The organism is Clostridium sp. HBUAS56017, assembly GCF_007115085.1.
In the GTDB taxonomy this organism is placed as follows: domain Bacteria; phylum Bacillota; class Clostridia; order Clostridiales; family Clostridiaceae; genus Clostridium; species Clostridium cibarium.
On record NZ_SULK01000011.1, the window covers coordinates 1 to 16,237 of the forward strand.

The 16,237-nt window shown below is 29.4% G+C and carries 13 protein-coding genes; 7 read left to right on the forward strand and 6 right to left on the reverse strand.

Annotated features, from left to right (window positions below):
• Nucleotides 1–81: 81 nt before the first annotated feature.
• From FAY47_RS10560 to FAY47_RS10575, 4 genes are all read right to left on the reverse strand, one after another.
• Complete coding sequence (locus FAY47_RS10560; protein ID WP_143316682.1) at nt 82–1,074, reverse strand: inorganic phosphate transporter; 993 nt, start codon at nt 1,072–1,074, stop codon at nt 82–84.
• On the reverse strand, nt 1,067–1,693 hold the full coding sequence (locus tag FAY47_RS10565; protein ID WP_143316683.1) for a DUF47 family protein: 627 nt from the start codon (nt 1,691–1,693) through the stop codon (nt 1,067–1,069). Before FAY47_RS10565 ends, FAY47_RS10560 begins: the two co-directional genes overlap by 8 nt.
• A 249-nt stretch (nt 1,694–1,942) precedes the next feature.
• Nucleotides 1,943–2,941, reverse strand: coding sequence for an inorganic phosphate transporter (locus tag FAY47_RS10570; RefSeq protein ID WP_143316792.1), 999 nt, complete (start codon nt 2,939–2,941; stop codon nt 1,943–1,945).
• The gene (locus FAY47_RS10575) at nt 2,934–3,560 is read right to left on the reverse strand and encodes a DUF47 family protein (protein ID WP_143316684.1); all 627 of its coding nucleotides are present in this window, start codon (nt 3,558–3,560) and stop codon (nt 2,934–2,936) included. The genes FAY47_RS10570 and FAY47_RS10575 overlap by 8 nt, the downstream gene beginning before the upstream one ends.
• Nucleotides 3,561–3,738: 178 nt before the next feature.
• On the opposite strand from FAY47_RS10575, the gene FAY47_RS10580 reads away from it, so the two are divergent.
• The 4 genes from FAY47_RS10580 (at nt 3,739) to asnB (ending at nt 9,171) form a co-directional block, all read left to right on the forward strand.
• Nucleotides 3,739–4,446 (forward strand): response regulator transcription factor, encoded by a 708-nt coding sequence (locus FAY47_RS10580; RefSeq protein WP_143316685.1) that lies wholly within the window; start codon nt 3,739–3,741, stop codon nt 4,444–4,446.
• The gene (locus tag FAY47_RS10585; RefSeq protein ID WP_143316686.1) at nt 4,424–5,881 is read left to right on the forward strand and encodes an ATP-binding protein; all 1,458 of its coding nucleotides are present in this window, start codon (nt 4,424–4,426) and stop codon (nt 5,879–5,881) included. Before FAY47_RS10580 ends, FAY47_RS10585 begins: the two co-directional genes overlap by 23 nt.
• Before the next feature lie 80 nt (nt 5,882–5,961).
• Complete coding sequence (locus FAY47_RS10590; RefSeq protein ID WP_143316687.1) at nt 5,962–7,212, forward strand: hypothetical protein; 1,251 nt, start codon at nt 5,962–5,964, stop codon at nt 7,210–7,212.
• A 57-nt stretch (nt 7,213–7,269) separates the two neighbouring features.
• Nucleotides 7,270–9,171 (forward strand): asparagine synthase (glutamine-hydrolyzing), encoded by a 1,902-nt coding sequence (asnB, locus tag FAY47_RS10595; protein WP_143316688.1) that lies wholly within the window; start codon nt 7,270–7,272, stop codon nt 9,169–9,171.
• Between the two features lie 68 nt (nt 9,172–9,239).
• Here the strand turns inward: asnB and cooS are convergent, their stop codons facing one another.
• Together cooS and FAY47_RS10605 are read right to left on the reverse strand one after the other, a co-directional pair.
• Nucleotides 9,240–11,114, reverse strand: a complete 1,875-nt coding sequence (gene cooS / locus FAY47_RS10600) for an anaerobic carbon-monoxide dehydrogenase catalytic subunit (protein WP_143316689.1) — start codon at nt 11,112–11,114, stop codon at nt 9,240–9,242.
• A gap of 157 nt (nt 11,115–11,271) precedes the next feature.
• Nucleotides 11,272–11,685: an Rrf2 family transcriptional regulator gene (locus tag FAY47_RS10605; protein ID WP_143316690.1), complete on the reverse strand. Its 414-nt coding sequence runs from the start codon at nt 11,683–11,685 to the stop codon at nt 11,272–11,274.
• A 396-nt stretch (nt 11,686–12,081) separates the two neighbouring features.
• On the opposite strand from FAY47_RS10605, the gene FAY47_RS10610 reads away from it, so the two are divergent.
• The 3 genes from FAY47_RS10610 to FAY47_RS10620 all read left to right on the forward strand — a co-directional run bounded on the left by FAY47_RS10610 (nt 12,082) and on the right by FAY47_RS10620 (nt 16,229).
• Nucleotides 12,082–13,959: a prolyl oligopeptidase family serine peptidase gene (locus FAY47_RS10610; RefSeq protein ID WP_143316691.1), complete on the forward strand. Its 1,878-nt coding sequence runs from the start codon at nt 12,082–12,084 to the stop codon at nt 13,957–13,959.
• 279 nt (nt 13,960–14,238) lie between these two features.
• On the forward strand, nt 14,239–15,066 hold the full coding sequence (locus FAY47_RS10615; RefSeq protein WP_143316692.1) for a PRD domain-containing protein: 828 nt from the start codon (nt 14,239–14,241) through the stop codon (nt 15,064–15,066).
• Nucleotides 15,067–15,407: 341 nt separating this feature from the next.
• The gene (locus FAY47_RS10620) at nt 15,408–16,229 is read left to right on the forward strand and encodes a hydrogenase small subunit (protein WP_243129604.1); all 822 of its coding nucleotides are present in this window, start codon (nt 15,408–15,410) and stop codon (nt 16,227–16,229) included.
• Nucleotides 16,230–16,237 lie beyond the last annotated feature (8 nt).

A 16,237-nucleotide genomic window follows, 5' to 3' on the forward strand; every position in this document is an offset into this window, starting at 1 on the left:
TAATGAACCGCCGTATACCGAACGGTACGTACGGTGGTGTGAGAGGTCGGTAGATAAAATAATTATCTACCTCCTACTCGATTATATAAATAATTTTATTGCATAAATAAGAATTCCAGAAATAATTGCAGTTATTGGGATAGTTAATACCCAAGCCCAAACTATATTCTTAGCAACGCCCCATTTAACTGACTTTACATTTTTTGAAGAACCAACACCCATTATAGTTGTTGTAGCTATATGGGTTGTACTAACTGGAGCGTGAAATAATGAAGCTGTAAGGATTACTGAAGCAGCTCCTAATTGTGATGCGAAACCACTAACTGGATTTAATTTAGCAACACCGCTTCCCATAGTTTTAATTATTTTCTTTCCACCTAAAGAAGTTCCTAGTGCCATAGCTAAAGCACAACATGCAATAACCCAAGTTGGAACTTTAAATTCGCTTACAAAACCACCACTTACTAGAGCCATAGTTATTATTCCCATGGATTTTTGAGCATCATTTCCACCGTGATTTAGAGACATAAAAGCTCCAGCTAATACTTGAAGTTTTAAAAAAAGTCTATTTATTACGCTTATTTTAAAAGGTTTTAAAATAAAGTTCAATATTATCATTAATATGTAACCAACAGCGAATCCTATCACTGGAGAAAGGAATAACCATAAAACAACACTACTTAGAAGGTTATACCAATTAATTGAATTAAATGATGCAAAATAAGCTATTCCGCCGCCAACCAATGCACCGATTAATGCATGAGAAGAACTACTTGGAATACCAAAATACCATGTGATTAAGTTCCAAATTATAGCTGAAATTAAAACACATAGTATAACCCATTGTGGGAGTCCACTAACAATGTTACTACCTACAGTTTTAGCAACTGCAGTTCCAGTAAAAGCACCAATAAAGTTAAATATGGCACATAAAAGTATAGCGCGTTTGGGATTAAGGGCTTTTGTAGTTATAGTAGTAGCAACAGCTGTTGCTGTATCATGAAATCCATTAATAAAATCAAAGATTAATGTAAAAATTACTATTAATGTTGTTATTATAACAGCATTAGGCATTCTTAATAACCACTCCTTCTACGATTTTTGCGATCTTCTCGCAGTTATCGATAGTGTTTTCTAAAATTTGATATATTTCTTTCCACTTAATAACTGTTAGTGCATCTGTTTCGGTATTAAATAATTCTGCAACTGTTTTTCTAAATACCTTGTCAGCTTCACTTTCGTACTTACATATGTTTGAAAGTTGCTGAGATATATTTTTAGACTTATAGCCTTTAATCCTAAGCTCATCCATTACGGCAACAAGTTCTGTAGTAGCTTGCACTAATAAGTCACATATTTTTTTAGAACCTTCAGTACATTCCTCTATATTAAACATTATAAATCTATGCATAGTTGAATTGATTAAATCTAGTATGTTATCCATTTCAGTAACTAGTTCGTAAATATCTTCTCTATCTATTGGTGTTATAAAGGCTTCATTTAATTCCCTAATTACGTTACGTACTAATTCATCACCCTTATTTTCACAATCCTCTGTCATATTTACATCGGTATTTTTGTTAACTAGTGAGTTTAAGGTTGATCTTAAGATTAGTGCTGCTTCGTTTACATTTTTTGCTGAATCTGAAAACATTCTATAAAACTTGTCTTCTTTTGGTTTGTTATTAAACATTTGGTCACTTCCTTTATACAATATAGTATTATATTTTAATACTCAAACACTATAAGTATATTCGATTTCAAGGAAAATGAAAATAGTTTTTTTTACTACTTTATTAGAATATAGATTGTTTTAGACAATTTATTTATATATTCAGAAGGAGACAAAGGTTAAATTCTTATTAATTTAAAAAGTACTAAAGCAAAATTATACTTTAGTACTTTTTTATTTATATGTATATTAAACTAGTTAGTATTTTTCTTATACAAATTGCTTTGCTACTAATATTATAAGTGCTGAAATACTTGCAGTTACAGGTATAGTTAAAATCCAAGCCCAAACTATATTTTTAGCAACTCCCCATTTAACTGATTTCAAATTTCTTGATGCTCCAACGCCCATTATAGTTGTTGTCATTATATGAGTTGTGCTAACAGGGGCATGAAATAGGGAAGCGCTTAGGATTACAGAGGCAGCTCCGGTTTGGGCTGCAAACCCACTTACAGGATTTAATTTTGCAACACCTGTTCCCATAGTTTTAATTATTCTTTTCCCGCCCAAAGAAGTTCCAAGTGCCATGGATAAAGCGCAACAAGCCATAACCCATACAGGAACGTCAAAAGTGCTTATAAAACCACCACTTAACAGTGACATTGTAACAATTCCCATAGATTTTTGTGCATCATTTCCACCATGGTTCAGGGCAACAAAAGCAGCAGCAACTATCTGAAGCTTTAAGAATATTCTATTTACTATACCTATTCTAAATGGCTTTAAAATCCAGTTAAGGATTAGCATTAATATATATCCAACGATAAAACCAATAACAGGAGATAGAAATAGCCATAATACAACATTATGAAAAAGATTATACCAGTTTACAATATTAAATGATGAAGTATAAGCTATGCCTGCACCTACTAAGGCGCCGATTAAGGCATGAGAAGAACTACTTGGAATACCGAAATACCAAGTGATTAAGTTCCATATTATAGCTGCGATTAGCACACATAGAATAACCCATTGTGGAATAGCTTTACTGCTTACTATGTCATCACCTACAGTTTTAGCAACTGCTGTACCAGTAAAGGCACCAATAAAATTAAATATGGCACATAAAAGTATTGCGTTCTTTGGTTTTAGGGCTTTAGTAGTAATAGAAGTAGCAACAGCAGTTGCTGTATCGTGAAATCCGTTTATAAAATCAAATGCTAGAGTGAATACTACTATAAATATTGTTAAGATGATGGTGCTATGCATTCTTAATGACAACTCCCTCTACAATATTGGCAACTTTTTCACAGTTGTCTATAGTGTTTTCTAAGATTTGATATATTTCTTTCCATTTAATAACGGTTAATGGATCTGTGTCTTTTTGAAATAACTCTGCTATAGTTATTCTACCTATTTTATCTGCTTCACTTTCATACTTACTTATGTTTGAAATTTGTTCTGGAATATGCTTGGATTTATATCCATGTATTCTTAGTTCATCCATTAGTTCTACAAGACCTTTAGTAGCTTGTACTAATAAATCACCAATAATTTTAGATCCATCAGTACATTCTTCTATATTAAACATTATGAATCTGTGCATAGTTGAGTTAATTAAATCTAATATGTTATCCATTTCGTTTACGATTTCATATATATCTTCTCTGTCTATGGGAGTAATAAAAGCTTCGTTTAATTCTTTAATTACACTACGAACTAACTCATCTCCCTTGTCTTCTAAGTTTTCAGTTTTTATTACATCATCTTCCTTATTGGCTAAAGAGTCTAGATTTGCTCTTAATATTAGCGCAGCTTCATTTACATTTTTAGCTGAATCTGAAAACATTTTAAAGAATTTGTCTTCTTTTTGATTACTATTAAACATATGGTCACTCCTTCGTATAATATAGGAATACAATTTATACATACTCAAACACTATAAGTATATTCCTTTTGTGGAAAAATTGAAATAGTTTTTTTACTTGTAAAAAACTAATTTAGCTATATTTGTATATAGCCAATAACTTTTGTTATAATTTAACATAGGATATGGGGGTGCTAATATGAATGAAAAAATACTTATTGTAGATGATGAAAAAAGTATTTTAAATGTATTAACCTATGCATTAAAAAAGGAAGGTTACATAGTAGAAAGAGCCTATGATGGACAAGAAGCTCTTAATAAAGTAGAAAGTTTTAATCCACAGATTATAATTTTAGATTTAATGCTTCCTGTAATTAATGGTTATGATGTTTGCAAGAAATTAGAACATAAAAATATAGGAATTATTATGCTTACAGCAAAAAATGATATTGTTGATAAAATACTAGGATTAGAATTAGGAGCAGATGATTATCTAACAAAACCTTTTGATATAAGAGAAGTACTTGCGAGGATAAAATCATTATCAAGAAGAGTAAAGAAAAATAGTAACGAAAAACAAGATAAAAATATAATTAAAATAGGAGATTTATATGTTAACAAAACGCAAAGAACTGTGAGTATAAAAGAAGTAAAGATAGATTTTACTGCAATGGAATTTGATTTGATATATTTATTGTTATCTAATTTAGAGGTGGCTTATTCTAGAGAACAGCTTTTAGATAAAGTATGGGGAATTAATTATATTGGGGGGACAAGGACTGTAGATACACATGTTCAAAGGATAAGAAAAAAGTTAGGGGAGGATTATCAAAATTTGATACAAACTGTTCATGGAGTAGGGTATAAAGGGGTTGAACAAATAAGTGAAGATAGGAATCAAGTTTAAACTTATATCATTTACAGCTTTAGTACTACTACTTGTTATATCTTTTTTAAGTATTCTGGTACTGAGCGGAATTAAAAATTACCAAAATAAAGAGGCGGAATCTACTTTGTTTAAACAAAAAGATATGTTTGAACAATATTTTAGTGAAAGCTCTGATGCTGAAAATAATGGGATTAATAATAAGATGCAACAATCAGTTAGAGGAAGTATTTTTAATAAACCTTGGCTTAGAACAATACCCGCTAGTGTATATGATACAAAGGGAGAATTACTTTCAGGATTTAAATCAAATGGGAAATTCAATGAGAATAAAGATAAAGAAGAAATGATTAAAGTAGCTATTGATGGAAAAGTGTCTTATATAAAGGTTAATGATGTAATCTATTTTTATTCACCTATTAAGTATAGAAATGATATTGTAGCAATTTTAGAACTTGAATATTCAGTTAAAGAAAATGGTCTATTCTATAATAAAATTAAAAACTTATTTTATGGAACTGGTCTTATGGCATTAATTCTTGGAATACTAATTGGTATTATTTATTTCTTTAATTTTACAAGAGATATTTATAAAATGAAAAATTCAATAAAAAGCATTCAAAATGGAGAATTCAATAAGGTTGAACAGGTGCATCGTAATGATGAATTGGGAGAACTTAGTGAAGGATTATTATTTATGAGCAATACTATTGAAAAGAATATTGCAGAATTAAAAGTAGAAAGAGACTATTTAAGTATGGCTGTAAATAAATTAGAAGAAATGGACAAACAACAAAAAGAATTTATAGGAAATGTAACTCACGAATTTAAAACACCTATCACTACAATAAAAGCATATGCAGATTTAATTGGAATGTACAACAACGATTTAAGTTTAATTAATGAAGGATCAGTAAATATTTCTAAAGAGTGTGACAGATTAACGTCGATGGTAGATAGTGTTTTAAATTTATCTGCTTTGGAAAAATATGATTTTGAGGTAATAAAGAGTGAAGTGAATATAAAGGAAGCTTTTCATGATATTTGTGAAAGAATGATGGTAAAGGTTAGAAAGAATAATCTTACTATGAACTATGATATTGAGGATATTGTAGTTACAGTAGATGAAGAAAATATAAGGCATATTGTAATTAACTTAATTGATAATGCAATAAAATACAATAAGCCGGGAGGAAATATAGAAATTAGATGTTACAAAAATTATGACAGGATAGTGTTAAGTGTTTCAGATACTGGGATAGGGATTAAAGAAGAAGCTTTAGGTAAAATTTTTCAGCCATTTTATAGAGTTGAAAGTCATAGAAGTAGGGAATCAGGTGGCGTAGGACTTGGATTAGCATTAGTAAAATCTTTAGTAGAAAAATTAAATGGAACTATAGAAGTAGAATCCAATATAAATGAAGGAACTACTTTTTCTATGGAATTTCCTATATAGAGTTTACAAAATTGTGACATTCTTATTATATTTCTGTGATTAATATTTGTTAACATAGGAATGGTAAAGGAGAAAATTAGATGAATAGGAAAAAGGTTCTACTTATAATCTTGACTTTAGGAATTACAATTACCATGAGTTTTATTATAACTAAATATCTGGTGTTAAGTGATTATGAAGAAAAAATGAAGGTAATGGCATATATACCTTCTGCGGAAGTAAATGAAAGAGGATATCAGATTGATAAGTATGAAAAGATTAAAAGTATTGCTTGGTTAAGTAATAATGAAGTATTAACCTTGACTAGCAAAGATGGACAAGAAAAGGATGATGTAAGGGCTAAAGATATAAGTTATTGCAGTATTTATAATTTAAATACTAAGATGCATAAAGACTTTCAAGATGTGGATATAGCTGATTTTTTAGGAGTATCAGAAGATAAGAGATATGTACTCTATGGTGAAAAAATTATTAATTTAGAAGGTAATTTTCATAAGAATATAAAAGCGTTGGATTTATTTACAGGTGAAATTACAGATGTTGATACAGAGATGGCTAATGGCAATGCTGAGCTTAGGTGGTTAAGTGGAAATTACATTTTAGTGAACTATTTAAATAAGTGGGCAATAATTAATTTAGATGGGGAAGTTAATATAGAAGGTAATTACGAAAACAATTCAGGATATGCGCGGCTAACAGGTGTAGATGATATAAAAAACTCTGGAGATAATATAAGTGGTAAGTTTTACTATACACAAATAGATAATGAAAAAAATACTGCTAAAATATGTTCAATAGATATAATAACTAGAAATACAAAAATGATATACAAAAATGACATGATTTTCTATGCTGATAAAAAAGGGAAAAATATTATAGCAGATTATTATAAGAATAATGGAAAAAAATCTTCTAATGGAGTGTATTTGAATAGAAGTTTTGGACTCAATATTATTGATGATTCAGGTGAGATCACTAAAAGTATAGATTTGCCTATGGGAAGAATGTCAACATCTTATGTGTTGTCACCAGATGGGAGTAAAGCAGTTTATGTAGAAGGGCCAAATGGGATAAATTTAGGTAATAAAGATAAAGATTTTGCAGTTAAAGTCGTAGACATAAAAACTGGTGAGATAAAAGAAATAATTAAAGATTCGGGTTTAATTGATAAAAATACAGGGTATACTGGGAAAACTAGTGAGAAAACTGTATTTGGGAATATATCCAATATTAATTGGGATGATTCAAGTAGATCATTTTCCTTTACTTATGGAAGTTCAAATACAGGTGATTACAAGATAAGCACTTATATAGTTACTCTTGATAACTAGAGTATAAAATAGAAAATATTTTTCATTTGTGTTGAGCAAAAGAAAAGGAGTAGTAAAATGTGTGGATTTATTTCAGTCTTTAAAAAAAATCATTCAAGTAAAATAGATGAAAACAAAATAAGGAGATGCTTAGATAATATAGTTCATAGAGGACCTGATGATGAAGGTATTTATAATGATGAAGAAGCCATTTTAGGCTTTAGGAGGCTAAGTATTATTGATTTAGCTAATGGTCATCAACCTTTTGAAAAAGATTCATATGAAATTGTGTTTAATGGAGAAATTTATAATTATAAATCTATAAAAGAAAATTTGGAATTAAAAGGCTATGATTTTAAAACTAATTCTGATACAGAGGTGTTGCTTACTAATTACATTGAAAAAAAAGAAAAATCAATATATGACTTAAGAGGAATGTTTACATTTATTATATATAACAAAAATACAAAGGAAGTGTTTGGGGCTAGAGATCAGTTTGGAATAAAACCATTATATTATATAGATAACGAAGATTTTGTAGCTTTTGCATCAGAGTATAAGGCGTTAATGCCACTTATCAAAGAGCTGAAAGTGGATGAAAAAAGTCTACAAGAATATCTATCATTTCAGTATGTTCCAGGTGATAGAACTATGATAGAAGGTATTAAGAAAATTCCACCTGCTCATTATTTTAAGATTGAAGATAATAAGCTTGTTTTTAAGAAATACCATACTATTGATTTTAATGAACAAGATATAAGTAAAGAAGATGTATATAAAGTTATGGAGGATTCTGTTAATTCTCATTTGATTTCGGATGTGGAAGTAGGAACTTTTTTATCCGGTGGAGTAGATTCTTCTATAATAGCAGCCTTAGTTAAAAAGACTAATCCCAAAGTAAAATCTTTTACAGTAGGTTTTGATGTACCTGGTTATGATGAAATAGATATTGCAAAAAAGACCAGTGAAATTTTAGATATAGAAAATATTCATATTAATATAACAGAGGATGATTATATAAAAGCTATTAAGGAGGTAGTCTATAAATTTGACGACCCAGTAGCAGACCCTTCAGCAATAGGAGTGTATTATTTAACCAAAGAAGCGAGTAAACATGTTAAGGTAGTTTTATCTGGAGAAGGTTCTGATGAGTTATTTGGAGGATATAATATTTATAAAGAATATTTTTCATTAAAGCCAATTTTCATGCTTCCAAGGATAATACAAAAATTTATTAACTATATAGCAAAGAAGCTACCTAATAAAAAGGGTAAAAATTATTTAATTAGAGGTACTACACCACTTAGGGAAAGATATATAGGCAACGCAAAAATTTTTGATGATGAAGAGAGCAAGAAGGTTTTAGTAAATTATAAAGATGAGTATGGATTTAAAAATGTTGTGAAAGGAATTTTTGATGAAAGCAATATAAAAGGCTATAATTATGTTACTACAATGCAAAATGTAGATATCAACACTTGGTTAGAAGGCGATATTTTAGCTAAGGGAGATAAAATGGCTATGGCAAATTCTATAGAGCTTAGGGTACCATTTTTAGATAGAGAGGTGCTTGAAGTTGCTGAAAAAATTCCTTTAAATAAAAGAGTATCTAAAGAAAACACTAAATTACTACTAAGAGAAGCTTTTGAAGGGATAGTTCCTAAACATGTTGTAAATAGAAAAAAACTTGGGTTTCCAACACCTATTAGAGTGTGGTTAAATCAAAGATTGGGACAAATTGTTAAGGAAACAATAATAAATGCAAAAGTTAATAATTATATAGATAAAGAGTATGTTTTAAAGTTACTAGAAGATCATCAGAATCATAAAAGGGATAATTCCAGAAAAATTTGGGTTATATTTATTTTTTGCATTTGGCATCAAATTTATATAGAGAAAAACGCTGAAGAATTTTCTTTAGAAGAAGAAAATATTAATGGGTTTCAAGAAGATGATGAAAATGGTAAAGTTGCATTATAAGCATATTACAAATAAGAAGTTGCAGAATACTAGATAAATTGGGTAGTTTTCTGCAACTTCTTTTAGTTTTAAATATTAATTCCAATACGTCTATTTTTAATTATTTTTTCTAATTCGTCAGCAGCTTTAATAACATCTTCTTCAACGATAAGTCTACCACCAGTAATATTTACTAAATCTTCTTTTAGAACTTTAGTTACAACTTCACTTCCATCAATAAATGGAGAAATGGCAACATGTAGCGGTAATCCTAATGATAATCCAAAAGCAGCATCAGCTAATGCTTGTTCTTCAAGCCATTGAGGAGCTGATAATACAAGTGGAAGTTCTGGGATATCTATCCGTAAATTTTCAGCAAGTTCAGTTGCGACCATTTCAAGTCTTCCAATAGCAAGGCATGGTCCAAAGTTTAAAACAGGTGGAATACCTAGCGATTTGCATACAGCTTTTAAATTATCACCAGCAAGTTCAGCAGCTCCAGGAGACATTAGTCCAACATTCTCAAGTCCTCCTGAAGAACATCCAGCTGATAGAACTAAAATATCTCTTTTTATTAATTCTTTAGTAAGTTCTACTGTAAATACATCATGACCTTTAGCAGTTAAGTTTGAACAACCAACAACTCCAGCTATGCCTTTTATTTTTCCTTGTGCTATTAAATCTATAAGAGGTTTCCAATTGCCACCTAAAAATTCCTTTAATGAACCTTCACTAACTCCTGTAATTACATCATCATGACCATGATCTTTAGGAATATCAATAGTAACTGAGTTTCTTCTATTTTTATAACTTTCTAATGCCTCATTTATAATTCTTTCGCTTAAATCTTCTATGTTAATTGTATTAAAATCTATAAAATCAGCAGTTTTCTTTTTAGCTACATCATCGATACAAAGCATTTTCACATTAAATCTTTCTGCTACAGGCTCAAGTCCTGGTATCGTACAATTGAATTCAGATACTATTAAGTCTATTCCTCCTGTTGCAAGAACTGCTTCACTTGTGTAGTTGTTTCCAGCATGTCCTGAGAATACTTCAGTATAGTGTTCTCCTCTTAATTGCAAATCTTGACCAACACATGTGCATCCAACTAACCTAAAACCTTTTGCACCTAAAGCTATAGCTTTATCTTTTATATCTTTATCAATTAATCTATCTTGAAGATGTGATATATCAGAATGTTGATGTCCTGTTACCATAATGTTTATATAATTGGCGTCTATAACTTTAAAGCCTACTTTTGCCTGTCTTATTTTCGGCGCGCCTAAAATAACATCATTTAATAAGTTTGTTAACATTAGACCATACACACCTGTGGCAACACCAAGGCTTAAAGAATTTAGCAACATATCAATAGGATCACTGTTTAAATTTGTTGATGTTTTTACTATGGCATCGAAAACTTCTGATTTAGCTCCACCAGGCAGTATATTTAATTCTTCCCATCTTTTAAATCTAGGAGTATACGATAGTTTTTTTACTAGTTCCATTTTTTCGAATCTTGGTTTGTATAAATCTTTTAAAACTTCATCAGCAACTTTAATTGCTTTTTGATTTATATCATTTTCTTTAATATCAAAGATTTCTGCAATTTTATCTAATGTCTCTGGACTTTTGATTTTAAGATTTCCTTTGCCTTCACCTATATTTTTTAAGTTTCTTGCTGTATTTTCTACTACATGAAGGTAACATGCAGAGCCTGCAGCTATTGCTCTTAAAAAGTTTCTTGCAACAATAGTGTCAGCATCGGCTCCACAAACTCCTCTAGGAGATTTAGGTGTTATCTTACAAGGTCCATTTGAACAAAGCTTACAACATATACCTTCTTTCCCAAATTTACATTTAGCCTTTTGAGTTTCTACTCTATTGAAAGATGTTTCTACATCTTCTTTAGTTGATAAAAATTCACATAATTTGCAATCTGCTGATTGACACATAGACATAATAATTCACTCCTTTTAGTTTTTTATAAAAAATCATTGGTTTTATAACAAAATTAATGATTCTATAGATATTAAAATTTAAAGTATACTAACTAGGTATACTTTGAGATAAAATATAAAAGGCAAAGCCTAATATATTTTGGATAATTATTTAAAGTTACCAAGGATCATTTTTTAAATCTTCAAAATTAACTTTTTCTAATTTTTCAACCATTGTACTTTGAATATTGATTAAAGCTTTATGTATGGAACAATGACCCAGTTTATTTGCACTGCATGATTCTTTATCATAAACGCATCTAGTTACTATAATAGGGCCCTGTATAGCTTCAACTACATCTTTTAAAGTTATATTTATCGGAGCCTTTGCAAGAGCATAACCTCCATTCACTCCTCTAAAAGATTTAACTATTCCTGATTGGGTAAGTTTTCTAGTCAATTTTAATAAAAATCTAAGAGGGATGTTTCCTTTTTCCGATAGGGATTTAGCATCTAGTCTATTATCTAAACCTTCTTTTGAGAGCATAAGTATTATTCTAAATGCATAATCAGATTCTTGATTTATGTTCATAATATCTACTCCTTAAACTATACCTAATTAGTATAGTTTATGATATATTACTTTTGATTTTTTGTCAATACGTAGAAAATATACTATTATGAACCAAAGGTATTTTGAATTATATTTTTTAATTTATTGACAAATGGAATAGGAAAATGTATTATAAAATCAACAAAAATTAAACGATTACAACGGCGGTTGGATTGTTACTAGTTAGACTAGGCAAGACCTTAATTGATTGGAAGAAACGTTTTCCGATTAATTAAGGCTTTTATTTTCTTAAAATTGCTATAAATATTTATTTTGAGTTGCTTTATTAATATACAAAAGGAGGGGATGTTATGAGGTAAAAATGAAAATGTTTGTAAAATAATATAGTGAATCTAGTAACGAGGGGGAGAAAAAATGAATAAAAATCTTAAAAAGATATTTACAACTCTAGCAATAATTGCAGCTACTACAAATTTTGTTTTACCATCTACAAGGATTAAAGCAGCAACAGAGTCAATTATAACAGAGACTATTTCTGTACAAGCTATTACTGCAAATACCTATGTTGGTGATATGGGAGTAATGGTTGATTCTTTTGAAATAGATGTTAATGATATGTCAAAAACAGCAGATTTACAGGCGACAGATTTTGATATAACAGGGAATTATGATGGATACCCGTTAAATTCAGAAGGCAAAGTTTCACAAGATAATTATACTAATGACGAAATTAATCTTACAGTGGAAGGGAATAAGATTAAGTTATCATTTAAACCATTTAAATATCCAGGAGGAAATGTATCTAATTTTGGAGTAGTTTGCAACAAGTATCCAGAATTATCTTTTACTCAAACAAATGTTACAAAGGTTAATACACGTACTGTAGATGAATTTGAAAATCTAACATTCAAAGGAAGTAACGGTGTAACTATTCCGTATAGATTACGTACTGTAAATACAGGAAAGCCAGAACCGTTAGTAATATGGATGCATGGATCAGGTGAAGTGGGAATAGATAATTTTAAACCAATAACTGCAAATAGAGGAGCGGTAGCATTTGCAGAATCAGGATATGCAACAAATGTTATAGCAGCACAATATCCATATAAATTTTCAGTAGAACTTACAGATACAGAATTAAAAGATATGAAAAATTTCTTTAATGCATATGAAGAATTAATTAATAAGTTAGTTACTGAGGGAAAAGTAGATAAAAATAGAATATATCTTACAGGAGCTTCAATGGGAGGCGGATTAACATTAAGATTTTTATTAGAAAAGCCAAATCTTTTCGCAGCCTCTGTTGCAATAGCTAGTAGAGGAACGGTAAAAGATTTATCTGAATTGAATACAATTTCAAATATTCCAATATGGTTATTTCATGCAGAAGAAGATGGAACAAATAGCAGTACAATAAGTAAAGATATCTACAATAAGCTACAAGGATTGGGAAATGATAAGTCTAAGCTTACAATATATTCTACAGAATATATGAATTCATTAAAATTATATGGTGGGCTTCTTCATGGTTCTTGGGTACCTACTTTAAATAATAAAGAAATGATGAGTTGGTTATTTTCGCAATCTAAAGAAGCGGTAGGTGGTTTTAATAATAACTCTACTTCATCACAGAATATAGTTAGTAATATAACTAATAAAGATGGAGTGAATAAGATAACTATAAATAATCCAGATTTTAAAAGTGGAGTAAGAGTTGAAATAGCTGATGTTCAATCAGTTAAAGATGGAAAAGGCTCATTTGAAATAGTTGCGGAAAACAACATTGTTAGATTACCATTTTCAGTAATTGATGATAAGTTGTTGGTTAATGGAGCTAAGATAGTGTTTGATTTTAATGTTGAGGAAAATTCAGATATAACAAGAAATATAACAGGTCTTAAAAAGATATTTGTTTTCAATTTATCAGTTGTTAATGGAGATAGTAAGACACCAATTCATGGATTTAACGAAGGTCAAGCTGAAATAACTATTGTCTTAACTGATGAAGAAATGAAGGAGTTAGATAGAAATAACTTATCAGTATTTTATTATAATGAGTCTAGTAATAAATTTGAAGCTTTAGAAACTAGAGTTGAAGGAGATAATGTTATTTTTAAGACAATCCATTTTTCAAAATTTATAATAGCAGACTCAGCTTTAGATAAGAGTATGAGAGAAGTTATGCCTAAAACAGGGGATTTGCTAGACATAAATAAAATTGTGCTAATGATGATGCTTTCTTTAATAGGTATATTAATAGCAATAAAGAATAAAAAGTTAACTGCAAAATAACAAAATATAATCACTAGGAAGTAATGTTTTTTTAGTGATTATGTTTTTTAATTTAATTTGATAAAAAAATAGTAGAAAATAAGTGAAATATGTTGACAATAGGAATAAATAAATGTATCATTAAATTAAAATTTAAACGCTTACAAACGGATATTGAGATTGTTACTGATTCGATCAGGCGATACCTTAATTGATGAATAGAAATTCATGATATTTCTTTTTATTGGTTGAGGTTTTTATATTATATGGTAACATAATATAACAGATGGGAGGATAGGAATGGTAATAAAAAAAATATTTAATAATAACGCCATATTGGCAAAGGATACAAATAGACATGAGTTCGTTGTAATGGGATGTGGAATAGCATTTAAGAAAAATGTTGGTGATAAGGTTGATGAATCATTGATAGAAAAAACATTTATCCTTAAACATAAAGATGCTTCAGAGAAATTTAAATTACTATTAGAAGATGTTCCAACAGAACATGTTTCGCTTTGTTACGATATTATTGAATACGCAAAGAATATATTGGGTGTTGAATTAAATGATTATATTTACGTAACTTTAACTGACCATATTAGTTATGCAATAAAAATGTTTGATGAAAATATTAAAAATTCAAATGTATTAATATGGGAAATAAAAAAGTTTTATCAAAAGGAATTTGCAATAGGGGTAAAGGCATTAGAATTTATTGAGAGTGAACTTGGTAAGAGATTGCCAGAAGACGAAGCAGGAAATATTGCACTTCATTTAATAAATGCACAAGTCAATAATTCAACTAGCAAAGTAGAGGATATTGCACATCAAACAAAAATGGTTCAAGATATATTAAATATTGTTAAATATACATATAATATTACCCTTGATGAAAATTCCTTAAACTATGAAAGATTTGTTACACATTTAAGATTTTTCTTTCAGAGGCTAAATAAAAAACAAATTATAGAATCAGAAGATGACTTTTTATTAAAACAAGTTAAATCAAAATATAAAAAGGCATATGAATGTATGCTTAAAATAGAAAAGTATTTAGAAATGACATTATCAGAAGAAGAGCAATTATATTTAACTATACATATTCAGCGTGTAACACAGAGATAAATAATTTATATGTTTTTGCTGTTGAGTAAGTGAGACTATTAACATAGATAGGACAAATATTATTCTATCTATACTAATAGTCTTATTTTTATTTAGTTATTTTAGTGTTCTACAAAGGAGTGAAAGAATGAAGTATAAATCTTTATTTATACAAGCATTCATTTCAGGGATTTTTGGGAGCTAAATTGCGGAATTTAGATGGCTTTTTCTATAGAAATATACGCTAGAGATTAATTAATGCAAAGATTATTAAGAATAAAATAATTTTATTTAGAATAAGATTTAACATTGAGTAAGTATTTGAAGGTGCTAAATTGTCAATAAAAAAATGTCCTAGAGGTATAATAAATTCAACATTTCGTAGGATTAAAGAAAACAATTTAAAAAAAATAAATTTAATTTGGTTAGAGGCTTGCGGATGTTCAGGAAATATTATTTCTCTTTTAGATGCAAATGATCCAGATGTTCCTTACTTTTTAACTAAGATGGTCAATATGACTTATAATAATAGCATTATGGGAGCAGAAGGAGAAAGGGCCTTTGATAACTTTCTAGAAACATTAGATACAGAATTTATTTTAGTTGTAGAAGGTGCAATAACAACTAAAGATAATGGAATTTATAATATAGTTGCTGAACACAATGGTAAACTCATTTCAGGAGCAGAGGCAGTAAATTTGGCAGCTGGAAAAGCAAAATATATTATATCAGTTGGTACCTGTGCATCTTATGGAGGTCCATCAGCTGCTAGACCAAATCCGTCAGGCAGCGAAAGTGTACCTGATTTTATTAATAATTATAAAGTAATAAGGGTACCAGGGTGTCCAGCAAATCCTAGATGGGTAATTAGTACTATAGCACATTTGATTTCTTACGGAATACCAGAATTAGACTCAGATGGACGACCTTTATTCTTATATGGAGAAACAATACATACAAATTGTTCAAGAAGATCTTATTTTGATAAAAAAATATTTGCTTCAAAATTGGGAGATAAGGAATGTATGTTTAATCTAGGTTGCAGAGGGCCTATTACAAGGGCAGATTGTGCTATTGGTAAATGGAATGATAGAGTAAATTGGCCTGTGGAAGATAATACTCCTTGTATTGGCTGCGTAAATAGTGGATTTCCTGATGGGATGGAACCTTTTTTTAATCAATAAATTGGAGA

Coding starts and splice junctions, on each gene's coding strand:
- FAY47_RS10560 (WP_143316682.1), bottom strand. CDS start 1,074: ATGCCTAATGCTGTTATAATAACAACATTAATAGTAATTTTTACATTA.
- FAY47_RS10565 (WP_143316683.1), bottom strand. CDS start 1,693: ATGTTTAATAACAAACCAAAAGAAGACAAGTTTTATAGAATGTTTTCA.
- FAY47_RS10570 (WP_143316792.1), bottom strand. CDS start 2,941: ATGCATAGCACCATCATCTTAACAATATTTATAGTAGTATTCACTCTA.
- FAY47_RS10575 (WP_143316684.1), bottom strand. CDS start 3,560: ATGTTTAATAGTAATCAAAAAGAAGACAAATTCTTTAAAATGTTTTCA.
- FAY47_RS10580 (WP_143316685.1), top strand. CDS start 3,739: ATGAATGAAAAAATACTTATTGTAGATGATGAAAAAAGTATTTTAAAT.
- FAY47_RS10590 (WP_143316687.1), top strand. CDS start 5,962: ATGAATAGGAAAAAGGTTCTACTTATAATCTTGACTTTAGGAATTACA.
- asnB (WP_143316688.1), top strand. CDS start 7,270: ATGTGTGGATTTATTTCAGTCTTTAAAAAAAATCATTCAAGTAAAATA.
- cooS (WP_143316689.1), bottom strand. CDS start 11,114: ATGTCTATGTGTCAATCAGCAGATTGCAAATTATGTGAATTTTTATCA.
- FAY47_RS10605 (WP_143316690.1), bottom strand. CDS start 11,685: ATGAACATAAATCAAGAATCTGATTATGCATTTAGAATAATACTTATG.
- FAY47_RS10610 (WP_143316691.1), top strand. CDS start 12,082: ATGAATAAAAATCTTAAAAAGATATTTACAACTCTAGCAATAATTGCA.
- FAY47_RS10615 (WP_143316692.1), top strand. CDS start 14,239: ATGGTAATAAAAAAAATATTTAATAATAACGCCATATTGGCAAAGGAT.